Annotated in this window: 12 protein-coding genes; 9 read left to right on the forward strand and 3 right to left on the reverse strand. The window is 60.9% G+C overall.

Translation table 11 applies throughout. The annotated features are described in order from the left end of the window. Positions 1-31: 31 nt before the first annotated feature. Positions 32-1,459, forward strand: a complete 1,428-nt coding sequence (locus ACD590_RS17045) for a mannose-1-phosphate guanylyltransferase/mannose-6-phosphate isomerase (RefSeq protein ID WP_018245172.1) — start codon at positions 32-34, stop codon at positions 1,457-1,459. Positions 1,460-1,578: 119 nt separating this feature from the next. Then, positions 1,579-1,884 carry a hypothetical protein gene (locus ACD590_RS17050; RefSeq protein ID WP_026188498.1) on the forward strand — a complete coding sequence of 102 codons (306 nt, stop codon included), beginning with the start codon at positions 1,579-1,581 and terminating at the stop codon, positions 1,882-1,884. 37 nt (positions 1,885-1,921) lie between these two features. Here the strand turns inward: ACD590_RS17050 and ACD590_RS17055 are convergent, their stop codons facing one another. Further along, a complete protein-coding gene (locus ACD590_RS17055) occupies positions 1,922-2,878 on the reverse strand; it encodes an endonuclease/exonuclease/phosphatase family protein (protein WP_247264422.1) in 957 nt (318 codons plus the stop codon). A gap of 281 nt (positions 2,879-3,159) precedes the next feature. Between ACD590_RS17055 and ACD590_RS17060 the strand changes: the two genes are divergently transcribed. Beyond that, a complete protein-coding gene (locus ACD590_RS17060) occupies positions 3,160-4,176 on the forward strand; it encodes an NAD-dependent epimerase/dehydratase family protein (protein WP_113542522.1) in 1,017 nt (338 codons plus the stop codon). A 133-nt stretch (positions 4,177-4,309) separates the two neighbouring features. On the opposite strand, the gene ACD590_RS17065 is transcribed toward ACD590_RS17060, so the two are convergent. Together ACD590_RS17065 and ACD590_RS17070 are read right to left on the reverse strand one after the other, a co-directional pair. Continuing rightward, the gene (locus tag ACD590_RS17065) at positions 4,310-4,624 is read right to left on the reverse strand and encodes a hypothetical protein (protein WP_028733309.1); all 315 of its coding nucleotides are present in this window, start codon (positions 4,622-4,624) and stop codon (positions 4,310-4,312) included. A 265-nt stretch (positions 4,625-4,889) separates the two neighbouring features. After that, complete coding sequence (locus ACD590_RS17070; protein ID WP_018243232.1) at positions 4,890-5,042, reverse strand: hypothetical protein; 153 nt, start codon at positions 5,040-5,042, stop codon at positions 4,890-4,892. A gap of 517 nt (positions 5,043-5,559) precedes the next feature. Here ACD590_RS17070 and ACD590_RS17075 point away from each other — a divergent pair. The 6 genes from ACD590_RS17075 (at position 5,560) to ACD590_RS17100 (ending at position 13,500) form a co-directional block, all read left to right on the forward strand. Continuing rightward, on the forward strand, positions 5,560-7,650 hold the full coding sequence (locus tag ACD590_RS17075) for a phospholipase D-like domain-containing protein (protein WP_439003074.1): 2,091 nt from the start codon (positions 5,560-5,562) through the stop codon (positions 7,648-7,650). A 161-nt stretch (positions 7,651-7,811) separates the two neighbouring features. Further along, positions 7,812-8,513, forward strand: coding sequence for a CerR family C-terminal domain-containing protein (locus tag ACD590_RS17080; RefSeq protein WP_247264420.1), 702 nt, complete (start codon positions 7,812-7,814; stop codon positions 8,511-8,513). Next, positions 8,510-9,523 (forward strand): secretion protein HlyD, encoded by a 1,014-nt coding sequence (hlyD, locus tag ACD590_RS17085; protein ID WP_247264419.1) that lies wholly within the window; start codon positions 8,510-8,512, stop codon positions 9,521-9,523. The genes ACD590_RS17080 and hlyD overlap by 4 nt, the downstream gene beginning before the upstream one ends. Further along, complete coding sequence (locus ACD590_RS17090) at positions 9,520-11,265, forward strand: ATP-binding cassette domain-containing protein (protein ID WP_113542518.1); 1,746 nt, start codon at positions 9,520-9,522, stop codon at positions 11,263-11,265. The genes hlyD and ACD590_RS17090 overlap by 4 nt, the downstream gene beginning before the upstream one ends. Continuing rightward, entirely contained in the window at positions 11,262-12,389 is a 1,128-nt protein-coding gene (locus ACD590_RS17095; protein WP_439003075.1) for an ABC transporter permease, read from the forward strand. The genes ACD590_RS17090 and ACD590_RS17095 overlap by 4 nt, the downstream gene beginning before the upstream one ends. 1 nt (position 12,390) lies before the next feature. Beyond that, positions 12,391-13,500 carry an ABC transporter permease gene (locus ACD590_RS17100; RefSeq protein WP_018243238.1) on the forward strand — a complete coding sequence of 370 codons (1,110 nt, stop codon included), beginning with the start codon at positions 12,391-12,393 and terminating at the stop codon, positions 13,498-13,500. Positions 13,501-13,544: the final 44 nt, after the last annotated feature.

The following is a 13,544-nucleotide window of genomic DNA, read 5'->3' on the forward strand; positions in this document are numbered from 1 at the left end:
GAACAAGCCGTTTATTTCAAGGAACCCGCCTATGACGCAGAAAATCATTCCAGTGATCATGGCCGGCGGCAAAGGCACGCGGCTCTGGCCGCTTTCCCGTGCCACCGCACCGAAACAATTCATCCAGTTTGTCGGCGACAAGACGTTGTTTCAGGAAACTCTCGAACGCGTTTCCGATCCCGAACTCTATGAAGCCCCGATCGTCGTCACCAATGAGGAATTCCGCTTCCTAGTCGCCGAACAGGCTCGCGAGCGCGCCATCCCGCTCGCAGCGATCCTGCTCGAACCGGTCGCCCGCAACACAGCCGCAGCGGTGGCCGCCGCGGCAACGCTTGCCGCCGACCTGTTCGGCAAGCACACCATCATCCAGATGCTCGCCTCGGATCACGAGATCCTTGCCGACAAGAGCTATTTCGATTGCATCCGCATCGCCCGCGATGCCGCTGCCGACGGCAAGCTCGTAACCTTCGGCATCACCCCGACGGAGCCGGCGACGGGTTACGGCTATATCGAGATCGGCGATGCCCTCGAAAACGGTGCACACAAGGTCAAGCGGTTTGTCGAAAAGCCGGCACTTGAGAAGGCCGAGCAGATGCTCGCCGACGGCGGCTTCTACTGGAACTCAGGCATCTTCATGTTCCCGGTGCCGGAACTCATCGCCGAACTCCAGGAATATGCGCCCGATGTGCTGAAGGCGGCCAGCAAGGCCGTTTCGAAAGCAAGCCGCGACCTCGATTTCACCCGCCTCGACGCCGACCATTTCGCCAAGAGCCCCGATATCTCCATCGACTATGCGATCATGGAAAAAACGTCCAAGGCCGCAATCGTCCCCTCGCCGTTCAAATGGTCGGACATGGGTAGCTGGGATGCCGTCTGGAAATCAGGCGCACGCGACGAAAACGGCAACGTCGCCGCCGCCAACACCACCGTCGTCAATACCCGCAACTCGCTCGTCATGACCCATGGCGTTCATCTTGCCGTCCAGGGCATGGATGATGTCGCCGTCATCGCCAGCGAAGACGCCGTCTATGTCGGACCGCTCAAAGACAGCCAGAATGTCGGCCAATTGGTCAAGATGCTGGCCTCTACGTCCGCCACGGCGAAATTCGCCGAAACCCATCCGACATCCTATCGCCCTTGGGGCGGCTATACCTCCATCTTCAACGGCGATCGTTTCCAGGTGAAGCGCATCTTCGTCACGCCGGGCAAGAAGCTGTCGCTTCAAAAACACCACCATCGCTCCGAACACTGGGTCGTCGTCAAGGGAACGGCTGAGGTGACGGTCGGCGAGACCGTGCGGATGCTGCGCGAGAACGAAAGCGTCTATATTCCGCTTGGAGAAGTCCACCGCCTCGCCAACCCCGGCAAGATTCTTCTCGAGCTCATCGAGGTTCAGACGGGCTCCTATCTCGGCGAGGACGACATCATCCGCATCGTCGATGAGTTCGGAAGAACGTAAAATCGCAGCCGGAGCGATGGTCGGGCCTTTTCCGGCGCAACCATCCTCACTGTTGAATTTCCTCTTGGGGTTCTCGTAGAATGGATGTACCGACAGACATGACCGGAGATATCCCCCTGATGCGTACCTTGCCCGTCCTCGCCGGATTTCTTGCAATCATGGTGCCGGGAATGGCGTTTGCCGAAACGGCAAGCATGCGAACCGCAAGCGAGTCGGAAATTCGCCAGCACCTGCCCGGTACATCCGAATTGAAAGAAGGCAAGAACGGCTACGAATATCGCGACGGCAATAAGAATGGCTACAAGATAACCAATGGCCAAGTGTGCGTCCTGTTCCCGAGCAAGAAGACCGATTGCGTCAACGTGAAGACCGACGGCAAGACGTTTCAGATGATCGACAAAAAAGGCGGCCGAACCAGATTCTGATTTGTAGGCTCGGCAAGATTTCCTTGCCCAGGCAAAGTCATTTTGCCGGTGAAGTTTCGCCGTCCTTGTCGAGAACGAAGTCGGCGACCAGGCCCGAATGGTTCGAGCCGAGATTATCATTGAGACGTTTCAGCGATGTCAGATGAAGCGGCGCGCGCGCAAATATGTGGTCGATGGCGATCCCGAGCGCGCCGGCGCCGATCGGCCATGTTGCCGGTTCTGGCGTGATCGTTTTCAGCTTCTGCTCACGCAGGAAAGCTTGGATGCTCGGGGCGATCGCCGAGGAGTTGAAATCACCTGACAGCACCAGAGGGCCGTCGATCGAGCCGAGCGCTTTGGCGAGATCTTCCAATTCAGCCATCTGGAAATCGTCGAAATATGGTTTGGTCAGGTGCGCTGAAACCAGATTGATAGTCTCGCCGCCGAAATCGACGCTTGCTATAACAAGCCTGTTTTTTCGCAGACTGCCCATACTTGCGACCTGCCGGCTGACGAACGGGCGTTTGGAGAGCACCAGCGTATCGCATGTATCCTTCCCGGCATCGCAACCGATATGGTAGGGATAGGCCTTGAACAATTGCTGCAGGTGGAACGTCAGCGGCTTGGCTTCGAGCAGATTGACGACATCGGCATTCGACGCGATCACCATGTCGGTGATTTCAGTCGAGTTTTTCCAGTTATCGATCGCGATGTTGAACGACATCAGACGAAAAAGTGGCGGCTTTTTCATCGCTCTGTCGTCCTGCGAGAACTCGCCCAGCATGATGACGCCGTGAGCGGCGAGAAAAAGCGAGGCAAGCAGAAGGATAAAGCCGTAAATCTGCCTTTTGATGCCCAGAACGACGAGACTGGCGGCGACGAACACGACGCCGAGGTGAACCTGAAAGCTGTAGACGAAGGACAGAAGCCAGAAGTTCGTGACATAGCGTAACGACACGATCGCGATGGCAACGGTCAGAAACGCGCAGAGAATCCAATAAATTATATCTCTCATCGATCCTGACCTGCTTCCAGACGACCGGCCGGCCATAACATGCAAGCAATCATGTTGCAATGCAGCATAGCGGCCGAGAGCCGCGGCTGATCGGCAGACGATATCGATGGTCTCGCCCTCATCCGGCAAGGCAGCGGCCGACAGGCCGCCGACAGTAGAGACAGCGCTGTGACCTTCTCTTTCAAAGACCTATCGACTCGGCCTCTTTTTATCTTGTAAGTGGGGTCACTTGATACGGAATCGGCTCTTTGCCGCCGGCAGGGAGCCGAGAAAAGGTGGGAATGCGCTACTTCATTACAGGGACTGCCGGCTTTATCGGTTTTCATCTGGCCAGGCGCCTGCTGCAAGAAGGGCATGACGTCACAGGCTTCGATGGCCTCACTCCCTATTACAACGTCAAGCTCAAGGAGATGCGCCATGCGGCACTCTCCCAGTTTCCGACCTTCAAACCCGTCATCGCGATGCTCGAGGACCGCCCAGCCCTGGAAGCGGCCGTTCTGGAAGCCAAGCCCGACATTCTGATCCACCTCGCCGCACAGGCCGGCGTGCGCTACAGCCTGGAAAATCCAGAGGCCTATCTTCGTTCGAACGTCGAAGGCTCGTGGAACATCATGGAAATCGCGCGGCGCGTCGAAATCCGCCATCTGATGCTGGCCTCGACATCATCGATCTATGGCGCCAATGCGACCGTCCCCTTTCGCGAGACCGATCGCGCCGACGAGCCGCTGACCATCTATGCTGCGACCAAGAAATCGATGGAGCTGATGGCGCATAGCTATGCCCATCTTCACAAGATTCCAACTACGGCATTTCGTTTCTTCACCGTGTATGGTCCGTGGGGCCGGCCCGACATGGCGCTGTTCAAATTCACCAAGAACATGCTTGAAGGCCAACCGATCGAGATCTACGGCGAAGGCAAGATGAGCCGTGACTTCACCTATATCGACGATCTTATTGAAGCGATCGTCAGACTGTCGGCAATCGGCCCGAGTGAGGAAAACCGTCTCGACGACGCGGCTGTCGAAACGCTTTCGCGCCAGGCGCCCTTTCGCGTCGTCAATATTGGCGGAGGCCAGCCGGTCAGCCTGATGGATTTCGTCGAAACGGTAGAAAAGGCGCTCGGCCGTCCTGCCATCCGCAAGATGCTGGCGATGCAAAAGGGTGATGTGCCGCGTACCTTCGCCGCCCCCGATCTGCTCGTCGCACTGACGGGCTACAAGCCCGATACGACCTTGGAGGTCGGCGTCAAGGCCTTCGTCGACTGGTATCTCGACGTGCGCGGTGAGCTCGACACCTAGAGCATTTCCGTTTTTCTTCGAATCACGGAAATGCTCTATCTCTCTGTTTTCACGCAACCGCTGCGCACTTTTGCTGAAATTGCTCTAGGTGCGGACGATCGTAGGTCGGATCGGCCTAAGTTCTGGCTAAGTGTCAGCGAAGAAACGCAACTGCCTGCACGGCCTCGACCGCCGTCGAAAACACGTAACCGACGACAACGGTGAGGCTCTGCGAATAGGTCTTGAGCCGGGAGCCCTCGCCCTCGACGGTCGCGGGGCTGCGCAGGACGAAAGGAACGCCAGGGCGCACGAAACCGGCGCGTGTCGTCAACGGAACCTCGGGTGAATGGCCGATGGCGGAGGTGTACATCAGATCGCGGGCAAGGCTGGCTGGACCGATGGCGAAGGCCGGCTCGGCAGCGGCGGCGATGGTCAGAGTCAAGGCGATGGCGGCAAGAGTTCTGTGCATGTCGAAGTCCCCGTTTGCTGATCGGCGGGCTTTCGGTTTGCCCGGCTCCAAACGATCGATGCGTCTGTCCACGCCTCGGTCGCTTTCATGAGGCCACTCTACACATCAGTATTTTCAGGGCTTTTAAGCGGATCGGTCAAATTTTACGAAATTTGACTTTCTGTCCGGAAGGGCTCGGGACGCACAAGGAAAAATGTCTGCTGGCCTGCAGGCCAACAACGCAACATCAGAAAACGTGTTGATGACCTGGACGCTGCATCGCAGTCTACAGAATGCGATCCAGCTTCTTGTTGAGGTGCAGGTTCGGCATCAATCCTGCGCTTTGCGCGGCATGATAGGATTCTCGCGCCGCATCGAACGAGATCGACCACATGATGGCGCTGAGCAGCAGCGCGATGATATAAATCTGAATACGCATCGAACCGGCGATACGGAAAGAGCAAGGCAGTTTTGTGTCAAAACATAGCCACAGGAATCACAAAAAGTGGCACTTCTTTATTTCGCAGCCGGCAGGCGCCAGACACATTAGTGTCGTGAAAATTAGCGATATTGTATCGCTACCTGTTAGCAGCCGACCCCGAGGCTTGGTTCCTCTTCCCACCCCGAGAACCCTGAGAGGTCCGTTCTCCACGGGCCTCTTTGCCTTCTTTCCGGAACAGCTGAGATCGCCAGATCCGATAGACGCTGAACCGCGCATCTCGATCCCAATCAGGCACGCGTCCCGCCATGAGCGATGTCACGTTACTTTAGTATCGTTAGCCTATATGTGTTGAAATGGACTCAACCGACGATAGAGTTGGTTCACTCGAGATCTGGGGTGCGCATGCCTGCAGAGCCAATTGCCCCGGCAACGGGTGGCATGGCAGGCGCATGCGATCTTCATCGTCATGGCGGATGCAATCGTGGTCTGAGCAAACAACGGGCGGGAGGCAGGCATGGGAAGGATTACCAAGGCAGGCGCATGGTGCAACGGCGAGGTCGCCTACCTCGCCTGGATGGCTGACGGCCCGATTGCCGATTGCCTCGGCTTCATGATCACCCGCGTACACGAGACCGGGCCGGAGGCCGGAGCCCGGCGCATCCTGCCGACCTGGATCGCTTTTACCGACCAGTCGAATCCAGACTGGCTGGAGCAGGACAGTTCGGTCTGGCCGATCCAGCAATATCAATGGCGCGACCTGACGCTGCGCCGCTCCCGCGACGAGGCGACCGTTCGGCCGATCGATTTCAGGATTCACTATGAAATTACGCCGGTCGGCCTTGCAGGCCCCGGCCGGAAACCGGTTCCCGCCTCCGACACCGCCCCCTATCGCGACGAAAACGGCAAGCCGCGTTATGTGGGGCCGCCACGGCCACTCTTTTTGCTGGACGAACCCTTCAAGACCGAGAGCATCGACGTCACCCATGATTTCCCGGGCGGCGGCGCCATCAAGGCGACCTATACCAACGGCATCCTTTCGACGCAGAACCTGCTGCGCCAGCTGGAAAAGGTCCAGGGTGTCAAGCCGCAGAATATTGCCCCCGGCCCGGCGATGCGCATTACCGAAGGCCTGCTGAAGACGCTGAAGGCCCACATCCCGAAAAAGGGCGATCCAATCCGCCTGTTCCTGACCGCCGATGTGCTGAGCTTCCTGACGATGCTGATCGACCGCGCCGAGACGGGCAACGGCGAGCTCTATCTCGCGCTCTACGAGCTGCACGATCCCGAACTGATCGAGCGGCTGACGGCACTGGTCAAGGCCGGCAAGGCGCATGTGATCCTTTCCACCTCGGGCTCGACCGATCTCAACAAGAAGGGCGACCCGCTGCCGAGGAAACCGGTCGTCTGGGATACCGGCAACCATGATGCACGCATCGGCCTCCATGCCGCTGCTCCCGCGGCAGAGCGCATGCAGGATCGCCTCTTCAACAACAACAGCCATATCGGCCACAACAAGTTCGCCGTCTATGTCGAGGGTGGCGTCGCGCGAGCCGTGATGACCGGCAGCACCAACTGGACCGAAACCGGCCTCTGCACCCAGTCGAACAACGTCATCCTGATCGAGGACAAGAATGTCGCCGCCCGTTTCCTCGCCTATTGGAAGCTTCTGCGGGACGATCCGCAACCTGTGGGCGTTCCGCTGACCGTTTCCAACCATGGTGAGACCGCCGAGGGCTTTGCCCCGAGCAAGGGCGTGCAGGGCCCCGCCCTGCGCTTGGCGAATGCCGCGCCGACCGGGCCGGTGACGCTGAAGGACGGAAAGACCACCGTCGAAATCCTGTTTTCACCCAACACCAAGGCGCCGAGCAAGAACAAGACTTCACCGACACCCGTCGATCTCAGCCGCGTCTATTCGCTGATGGAGCATGCCGACAGCGCCATCCTGTTCCTCACCTTCTATCCTGGTGTGCGCGGCGAACAGAACGTCATCGGCCAGGCAGCGGAGCTTGCCGTCAAGCGGCCGGACCTGCTCGTCCAGGGCGCGATCAGCAATCCGGCAGCACTGCCGCCGGCAAAACCCGGTGAACCCACAACCTATGTCCATCAGCCGGATGGCGAGGTCAGGGACCTGCCGCAGCGGGCGATCTGGTGGCCGGGCGGCGATACCGGCCGTGTCGTCATGGTGCGCGCAGCGGCCATCTCCGCCCAGTTCGGCGATCTTCGTCCCGAATTGCTGAGCGCCGGCCACGCGATCATCCACGACAAGATCGTCGTCATCGACCCGCTCCATCCTGACAATTGCACTGTCATCACCGGCAGCCACAACTTGGGTTACAAGGCCTCCTACCAGAACGACGAGAACCTGCTGATCGTCCGCGGCAACCAGTCGCTTGCCGTCGCCTATGCGATCCACATTCTCGACGTCTATGACCACTATGTCCTGCGCGCCAAGCTGCAGGAGGAATTGCGCCAGTCGTTGATTGCCACGGGCCGGCCGCCCAAGGCGGAATCGGGTGGCTTCCTCAACGCCAAGGCAAGCTGGCAGGGGCGTTGGTTTGCCCCTGCCAAGGCTCCGTCGAGCCGAGATTACTTCCTAGGCCTCTGATCGCCACCCAAGCATTGCGCCCATCGAATTGAAGACATCCGGATAGCGGATGCCTTCTTCTGGTTCTTGCCTTCGCATCAGCGAAGGCATCAGGGATAACAGCCGCCCAAAAAATATATCAATCGATTGACTTATTTTCCTGTCAATGTTATAAAATTGTCATGACCCAAGAACAGGACAACCAGCCACCGGCCTCCGCCCGCGCCGAGATCGCACGCCAGAAGATGCTGTCCGCTGCCCTCGACGTCTTCGGCCGCTATGGCTTCGACGGCGCCTCGACGCGCCAGCTCACGGAAGCGGCCGGCGTCAACCTGCAGGCCATCCCCTATTACTTCGGCAGCAAGGAAGGCCTCTACATCGCCACGGCCGAATATCTGATGATGCGGATCAATACGCATGTCGGTGACATGAGGGCGCGCGTCGGCGCGCATCTGCTGGCGCTCGATGCTGCGGGCAAACCGCTTGGTGAAGCTGAGGCCCGCCATTTCCTGACCGAGATTTTGCAGACCATGGTGACGCTGTTCGTCGGCAGGGAATCCGAATCCTGGGCGCGCTTCCTGATCCGCGAGCAGATGGAACCGACGGAAGCCTTCACACGGGTCTATCAGGGCCTCATGCGGCCGATGATTGAGATGGGCCGGCGGCTGATCGGCGCCATCCTTCATGAGGATCCCGCCTCGGAACATGTGCGCCTGCGCACCTTCACCCTTCTCGGCAGCATCCTCGTCTTTCGCGTTGCCCATGCAGCCGTGCTCGCCCAGATGGAGTGGGATGGCGTCGGCCCCGAACAGGTGGAAACCGTGCGCGGCCTGGCCGCAGAGCTGGTCGATGCCATCGGCCCGCTGAATGGAAGTGCAGCATGAAACGCATCCTTCCCATCGCCATCCTTCTTCTCGTTGCGGCAGGGGCCGCCGCCTGGTGGTACGCCCTGCCCCAAAAGCTCGGCTGGTTGCCAGAGGCCAGCCGCGAATTCGTCCTTTACGGCAATGTCGATATCCGTCAGGTCTCGCTCGGCTTCCGTGTCAGCGGCCGCCTCGCCGAACTCCACGCCGACGAAGGCGACGTCATCAAGAGCGGAGACGTTCTCGCAAAGCTCGATGCAGCTCCTTATGAATTCGCGGTCCGCTCGGGCGAGGCGAATGCCGCAGCCCTTCAGGCGACGCTCGACAAGCTGAAGGCCGGTCCGCGGCCGACCGAGATCGCCCAAGCGCGCGCCGCCTATGACGAAAGTCTCGCCGATCTCCGCAATGCCAACCTCGCCTATGACCGCGCCCGCCAGTTGCGCCCGCAGGGCACAATCTCCGAGGCGAGCCTCGACCAGGCGACTGCCGCAAGGGCGATGGCCGCCGCACGCTCCGATTCCGCCAACGAAGCACTGAAACTGCTGCTGGAAGGCTCCCGTGTTGAGGATATCGCCGCCGCCGACGCCCAGTTGAAGGCGGCTCAGGCAACACTCGCCTCCGCCCGCACTTCGCTCGATGATACCGAGCTGCGCGCCCCGAACGACGGCGTCATCCTCTCGCGCGTGCGGGAAAATGGCGCGATCGTCTCGCCGGCGGACACGGTCTTCGTGTTGTCTCTGACCGAACCTGTCTGGGTGCGCAGCTATGTCGCCGAGCCTGATCTCGGCCGCATCCATCCCGGCATGAAGGTTTCTGTCGCCTCCGATACGTCGCCTGACAAGCCCTATGAAGGCACGATCGGCTTCATCTCGCCGGTCGCCGAGTTCACCCCGAAATCGGTGGAGACGCCGGAGCTTCGGACCGACCTCGTCTATCGCCTGAGGATCGTCATCGACAAGCCCGGCCCAGATCTGCGCCAAGGCATGCCGATCACCGTGCGCTTTCCCACGCCGACAGCGGGCGGACAATGAGCGCCGCCGAGACCGGCCGGGACGACAAGCCGCTCGTCCGGATCGACGGCGTCACCAAGCGCTTCGGCACCGCGCCGGCCGCCCTTGACGCCGTCTCCGGCGCGATCGGCGGCGGCGCAATCACCGGCCTCGTCGGCCCTGATGGCGCCGGCAAGACAACGCTGATCCGCCTGATGACCGGTCTGATGTTGCCCGACATGGGAACGATGGAGGTTCTCGGCTTTGACACCAGGAAGAATGCCGCCGGCATCCAGGCGGCGATCGGCTACATGCCGCAGCGCTTCGGCCTCTATGAGGACCTGTCGGTGCAGGAAAACCTCGATCTCTATGCCGATCTGCGCGGCCTGCCGAAGAGCGAACGCGCCAGCGCCTTCGACGAACTGCTCACCTTCACCGATCTCAAGCGTTTCACCGGCAGGCTGGCTGGAAAACTTTCCGGCGGCATGAAGCAAAAGCTCGGCCTTGCCTGCGCGCTTCTGAAAAAGCCGCGCCTGCTGCTGCTCGACGAGCCGGGCGTCGGCGTCGACCCGATCTCGCGCCGCGACCTCTGGAAGATGGTTGAGAACCTGACGAAAGAGGGCATCGGCGTGCTTTGGTCGACCGCCTATCTGGATGAGGCGGAAGCCTGCGATCACGTGCTGCTTTTGAACCAGGGCAAGCTGCTCTTTTCGGGAAAACCGATGGAGATGACCGAGCGCGTCAAGGACCGGGTCTTCAGGGTATCCGATGTCAGCGGCCGCCGCCGGCAGGTGCTTGCCGAACTCCTGCAGGCCGATGGCGTCATCGACGGCGTGATCCAGGGCGAGGCGATCCGCCTCGTCGCCGCCAAGGATAAGAAACCGGATATCGGTTCGGCCGGCGATGGCGCGACGCTCGCCCCTGCCACGCCGCGTTTCGAGGATGCCTTCATCGACATGCTGGGCGGCGGTCCCGGCGGCCGCTCGCGGCTGGCAGAGGCGCAGGAGCCAGTGAAGGATGATGGCGATCGGCCGGTGATCGAGGCCAAGGGACTGACCAAGCGCTTCGGTGATTTCACCGCTGCCGATGACATCAGCTTCGATATCCGCCGTGGCGAGATCTTCGGCCTGCTCGGTCCGAACGGCGCCGGCAAGTCCACCACCTTCAAGATGCTCTGTGGCCTGCTGAAGCCGACCGGCGGCGAAGGCCGTGTTGCTGGTTTCGATCTTCGCCGCGATGCCGCCGAAGCCCGCAACCAGCTCGGCTATATGGCGCAGAAATTCTCGCTCTACGGCGATCTCACAGTCATGCAGAACCTCGAATTCTTCTCTGGTGTCTATGGGCTTCGCGGAAAACACCGGCGCGAGCGCATCGATCTCATGGCCGGCATCTTCGATTTCGACCGCCATATCGGCCAACCGGCCAAGGACCTGCCGCTGGGTCTGAAGCAGCGGTTGGCGCTTGCCTGCGCCGTCATGCACGAGCCGCGCGCGCTTTTTCTCGACGAGCCGACCTCCGGCGTCGACCCGATTACCCGGCGGGAATTCTGGACGCATATCAATGCGCTGGTCGAAAAGGGCGTCACCGTGCTCGTCACCACCCATTTCATGGACGAGGCGGAATATTGCGACCGCATCTCGCTGATCTACCGCGGCCGCTCGATTGCGCTCGGCTCGCCCGATGAGTTGAAGGCCCGGGTCGCGACCAAGGAGCAGCCGGACCCGACGATGGAGGATGCCTTCATCGCCCTCGTCCAGCAATCGGAAGCGGAGGATGCCGCATGAGCGCCTCTTCCGGCAGGCTTCGGCGTCTTTCAGCTCTGGTGCGCAAGGAAAGCTTCCAGGCGATCCGCGATCCGAGCAGCATCCTCATCGCCTTCGTGCTGCCGCTGATCCTGCTCTTTCTTTTCGGCTACGGCGTCTCGCTCGATACCACCCGCACGCGCATCGGCCTCGTGACCGAGGAGATGACGCCGCTGACACAGGATCTGTCGGCCAGTTTCCAGGCCTCGCGCTATTTTGATGTCGCCATGGGACGCGACCGGCGTCTGTTCGAGGAAGACCTCGTGCTCGGCAAGGTGCGCGGCATCGTCGTCATTCCGGCCGACTTCACCACGCGCTACACCGCCGGCAACCGCCCCGGTATCCAGGTGATCGTCGACGGCTCCGATCCGAACACCGCGAATTTCGTGCAGAATTATGCCCAGGGCGCCGTCGCCAACTGGGAGCGGCAGAGGCAGGCGGACGTCGCCGTGCAGAGTCCTGCCATCTCGGTCGAGCAACGCTTCTGGTTCAATCCCGAACTGACCAGCCGCAATTTCCTCGTGCCGGGCTCGATCGCAATCGTCATGACGCTGGTCGGCACGCTCCTGACCTCGCTCGTCGTCGCTCGCGAATGGGAGCGCGGCACAATGGAGGCGATGATGGCGACGCCGGTGACGGCGGTCGAGCTGCTCGCAGGCAAGATCCTGCCCTATTTCCTGCTCGGCCTCACCTCGATGACGCTCTGCGTGCTGCTTGCGGTCTTCCTCTTCGGCGTGCCGTTCCGCGGCTCCGTCGCCGCCCTTTACGCACTGTCGGCCGCCTTCCTGATCCCGGCACTCGGCCAGGGCCTGTTGATCTCGACAGCAACGAAGAACCAGTTCCTAGCCTCGCAGCTGGCGCTGATCTCGGCCTTCCTCCCGGCCTTCCTGCTGTCTGGCTTCCTCTTCGAGATCAATTCCATGCCGGTGGTGATCCAGTGGATCACCTTCATCGTGCCGGCGCGTTACCTGATCCCCAGCCTGCAGACGGTGTTCCTCGCCGGCGACATCTGGCCGATGTTCCTGCAGGCGATATCGGTCATGCTGACGATCGGCGCCATCATGTTCATGCTTGCCGCCCGCAGCACCAGAAAAAGGATCGGCTGAGATGTGGACAAGGCTTTACGCCCTGATCGTCAAGGAATTGCTTGCCGTCCTGCGCGATCCCAAGGGCCGCGCCATCCTGATCGGCCCGCCGATCGTCCAGCTTCTCGTTTTCTCCTATGCGGCGACGCTCGAGGTCCGCAATGTCGACGTCCTGATCCTCAACCGCGACAGCGGCCACTGGGGCCAGGAACTGATCGAGCGCATCGATGGCTCGCCGACTTTCCGGAAGATCGAGATCGCCTCCAGCCAAGCGGAGGTCCGCGTGGCGATCGACAACCAGACGGCCATTGCCGCCGTCGAGATCGGCCCTGACTTTTCGCGCAATATCGAGGCGGGAGCGCCGGCCGACCTGCAGATGGTGCTTGATGGCCGCCGCTCCAACGCCTCGCAGATCGTCGCGGGCTATCTCTCGCAGATCGGTGCAGCGCTCGCTGCCGAGACCCCGGCCGGCAAACGCGCCGGCGCCGATATCGTGTCGACCGTGCCGCGCAACTGGTTCAATCCGAACCTCACCTACCAATGGTTCATGGTGCCGAACCTGATCGCCAGCATCGCGCTGCTGATCGGCCTGATCGTCACCGCGCTGTCGATCGCCCGCGAACGCGAACTCGGCACCTTCGACCAGCTGATGGTCTCGCCGCTGCGCATCCACGAGATCCTGATCGGCAAGCTGATCCCGCCGATGATGATCGGCCTCTTCCACATCACCGTCTATATCCTGGCCGCAGTCTTCCTCTTCGAAGTGCCGCTGCGCGGCTCGCTCTTCCTGCTTTACGGCAGCGCGATCTTCTATCTCGGCTCGGTCGCCGGCCTTGGCCTCTTCATCTCGGCACTGTCGATGACGCAACAGCAAGCGATCCTCGGCGCCTTCCTTTTCATGGTTCCGGCCATGCTGCTCTCAGGCTTTGCGACGCCGATCGAGAACATGCCGGGGTGGTTGCAGCCGGTGACCCTGATCAACCCGCTGCGCTATTTCCTGGTGATCGTCAAAGGCGTCTTCCTCAAGGATATTCCGCTGAGCGAGGTGGTGAACCAGACGATCCCGCTGGCGCTGATCGCCACCGTTACGCTCAGCGCCGCCGCCTGGCTCTTCCGCCGGCGGCTGGAATAACGCCTCCCAACCCCGGCTTCAGCCGCCTCACATAATGTGAACCG

This window comes from Rhizobium sp. 862_C5_N1_2 (genome assembly GCF_051811205.1).
In the GTDB taxonomy this organism is placed as follows: Bacteria; Pseudomonadota; Alphaproteobacteria; order Rhizobiales; family Rhizobiaceae; genus Rhizobium; species Rhizobium leguminosarum.

Excerpts from the sequence above, each read along its gene's own strand:
- ACD590_RS17045 (WP_018245172.1), top strand. The coding sequence starts at position 32 with ATGACGCAGAAAATCATTCCAGTGATCATGGCCGGCGGCAAAGGCACG.
- ACD590_RS17050 (WP_026188498.1), top strand. The coding sequence starts at position 1,579 with ATGCGTACCTTGCCCGTCCTCGCCGGATTTCTTGCAATCATGGTGCCG.
- ACD590_RS17055 (WP_247264422.1), bottom strand. The coding sequence starts at position 2,878 with ATGAGAGATATAATTTATTGGATTCTCTGCGCGTTTCTGACCGTTGCC.
- ACD590_RS17060 (WP_113542522.1), top strand. The coding sequence starts at position 3,160 with ATGCGCTACTTCATTACAGGGACTGCCGGCTTTATCGGTTTTCATCTG.
- ACD590_RS17065 (WP_028733309.1), bottom strand. The coding sequence starts at position 4,624 with ATGCACAGAACTCTTGCCGCCATCGCCTTGACTCTGACCATCGCCGCC.
- ACD590_RS17070 (WP_018243232.1), bottom strand. The coding sequence starts at position 5,042 with ATGCGTATTCAGATTTATATCATCGCGCTGCTGCTCAGCGCCATCATG.
- ACD590_RS17075 (WP_439003074.1), top strand. The coding sequence starts at position 5,560 with ATGGGAAGGATTACCAAGGCAGGCGCATGGTGCAACGGCGAGGTCGCC.
- ACD590_RS17080 (WP_247264420.1), top strand. The coding sequence starts at position 7,812 with ATGACCCAAGAACAGGACAACCAGCCACCGGCCTCCGCCCGCGCCGAG.
- hlyD (WP_247264419.1), top strand. The coding sequence starts at position 8,510 with ATGAAACGCATCCTTCCCATCGCCATCCTTCTTCTCGTTGCGGCAGGG.
- ACD590_RS17090 (WP_113542518.1), top strand. The coding sequence starts at position 9,520 with ATGAGCGCCGCCGAGACCGGCCGGGACGACAAGCCGCTCGTCCGGATC.
- ACD590_RS17095 (WP_439003075.1), top strand. The coding sequence starts at position 11,262 with ATGAGCGCCTCTTCCGGCAGGCTTCGGCGTCTTTCAGCTCTGGTGCGC.
- ACD590_RS17100 (WP_018243238.1), top strand. The coding sequence starts at position 12,391 with ATGTGGACAAGGCTTTACGCCCTGATCGTCAAGGAATTGCTTGCCGTC.